The sequence below is a fragment of the Liquorilactobacillus sicerae genome (assembly GCF_029916425.1).
Lineage (GTDB): Bacteria > Bacillota > Bacilli > Lactobacillales > Lactobacillaceae > Liquorilactobacillus > Liquorilactobacillus sicerae.
Genome location: NZ_JAHAVQ010000379.1, coordinates 1 through 255 on the forward strand (window position 1 = coordinate 1; position 255 = coordinate 255).

The window sequence follows — 255 nt, forward strand, 5'->3', positions numbered from 1 at the left end:
TACTTAGATGTTTCAGTTCCCTGCGTTTACCTCCAACTAGTCTATGAATTCAACTAGCGGTAATAGCTTGTTACAGCTACTGGGTTGCCCCATTCGGAAATCTCCGGATCACAGCTTACTTACAGCTTCCCGAAGCATATCGGTGTTAGTGCCGTCCTTCATCGGCTCCTAGTGCCAAGGCATCCACCATGCGCCCTTAATAACTTAACCTAATTTTACCTAACGGTAAAACGGCTATGAGTTTGCGTTAAGAAC

The 255-nt window shown here is 45.5% G+C and carries 1 rRNA gene; it reads right to left on the minus strand.

Annotated features, from left to right (window positions below):
* Nucleotides 1-210: ribosomal RNA gene (locus KH893_RS13320) — 23S ribosomal RNA — on the minus strand; the annotation flags it as partial.
* Between the last annotated feature and the right edge of the window lie 45 nt (nucleotides 211-255).